The organism is Neobacillus drentensis, from assembly GCF_036965645.1.
Classification (GTDB): Bacteria; Bacillota; Bacilli; order Bacillales; family Cytobacillaceae; genus Neobacillus; species Neobacillus drentensis_D.
This window is the reverse complement of the sequence record NZ_JBALPZ010000082.1, coordinates 1-1,987: the sequence shown is the minus strand read 5'-3', so window position 1 is coordinate 1,987 and position 1,987 is coordinate 1. Positions and strand designations below refer to the sequence as shown.

General features: G+C 36.9%; 1 protein-coding gene. It reads left to right on the top strand.

Features of this window, described 5'->3' with window-relative positions:
• Window positions 1–343: 343 nt before the first annotated feature.
• Window positions 344–1,987: PAS domain S-box protein (locus V7266_RS16135; protein ID WP_335469017.1), on the top strand; the 1,644-nt coding region annotated here is incomplete at its 3' end.

The window sequence follows — 1,987 nt, the reverse complement described above, 5'->3', positions numbered from 1 at the left end:
AATCAACAGCCAAATTTAAAGAGCCAATGTGTTGAAACTAAAAAAGGTTGAAATAAAGTTTTCCAAAAATTATAATTAAATAGAATTAAAGAATAACATACATTTTTTCCAAAAAATGGTCCGTTTTTAGGGACATTAAAATGCAATTATTTTAAATATAGTAAACGTAGTTTTACGTGTGGCTGCAACGGTCTAGACATTTAAATTGAGCTAGTTATAAGTCAAAGTGGGAATGTCTTCGAAAGTCCTATCTTGGCTTTTTTTTTATTGGATTAAAAGGTACTGAAAAAATGTTTATGTCCGATGGATCTATTTGATTTAAAAAAAAAGAGGGGCTTAAAGGATGAACACTCGTATAGAAGATGTTTATGAGATATTAGAGCGCATTACAGATGGATTTTTCGCAGTGGATAAATGTTGGAACTTTACATTTGTTAATACAGAAGCAACTCGTTTACTATTTCGAAGCCGCGATGATTTAATTGGGAAGAACGTTTGGATCGAATTTCCTGAAGCAGTTAACTCACCATTTTATCAACATTATTATAGTGCGGTTACTGAACAAGTACCTGTTTTTTTTGAGGCCTATTTTCCTCCTTTACATTCATGGTTTGCTGTGCGTGCATTTCCATCGTCCAATGGCTTAACCGTCTATTTTCGGGATATTACGATTGAAAGAATGGAGTCAACACAGAAAGAACAACACTATAAATCGCTTTTTCAACATAACCCTGATGCTGTATTTTCATTTGATTTAAATGGCAATTACTTTAGTGTAAATCCAGCTATGGAACAGTTATTAGGATACAGTGAAAAGGAATATATGCAACGAACGTTTGTGCCGCTGGTTTCCTCCGATGATATTGATAGAACCATCAATCATTATAAAAAGGCAGTAAGCGGTACTACCCAAAGGTATGAGGCAAAGGCTTTGCATAAAGATGGATCCATCATCCATTTAGATGTTACCAATATGCCAATCATTGTGAATGACGAGGTTGTTGGGGTATACGGTATCGCAAAAGACATCACGTCCAGAAAAAGATCAGAGGACGCATTAAAAGCAAAATCTCAACAACTGGAATCGCTTATTGAGAATAATGTGGACTCGATTTTAATCTTTAATAGACAAGGGAAGGTCATCAACGTAAATAAAGCATTTGAAGACACGTTTGGATGGTCAAAACGGGAAATGTTTGGCTTGGAGATAGGTAAGCTGCCAAATATTCCAGCGGAACGAATGGATGAAGTAATGGAACTTAAATCCATGGTCGAAAAAGGATCCGATGTCACAGCGATAGAATCGGTTCGTGTCCGAAAAGATGGGGCAATCTTAAATATCATCATTTCCATATCACCCATCAAAGATGCCGCTGAAGAATTTGTTGGGTGGTCCGCTACATTAAGAGATATAACAGAATGGAAAAAATCGCAAGAATTGCTGAAGAACACCGAAAAGTTATCGATAGCGGGTCAATTAGCTGCTGGAATTGCGCATGAAATTCGAAACCCGATGACCGCAATTAAAGGCTTTATTCAATTGATGAATTACGGACACGAAGGGAACCAAGCGTACCTTAACATTATGTCTTCGGAAATCGAACGGATTGAACAAATCCTTAGTGAACTATTGATCCTGGCCAAGCCGCAAGTAAGCAAATTTGAACAAAAAGAGATAAAGGTATTGCTGTCGCAGGTCATAACACTTTTAGATACTCAGGCGATCCTTAATAATGTCGAAATCGTTACGGAGTTTGAAGCAGGGGAGATCTGGATTCCATGCGACGAGAATCAATTGAAACAAGTATTTATTAACTATATAAAGAATGCCATTGAAGCCATGCCAGATGGCGGCAAATTAGTGATTCAACTAAGAAAGGCAGCCCAAGACCAAATACATATTCGTTTTATCGATAATGGAGTGGGGATGTCAGAAGAAATCCTAACTAAATTAGGAGAGCCATTTTACTCAACAAAAGAAAAAGGG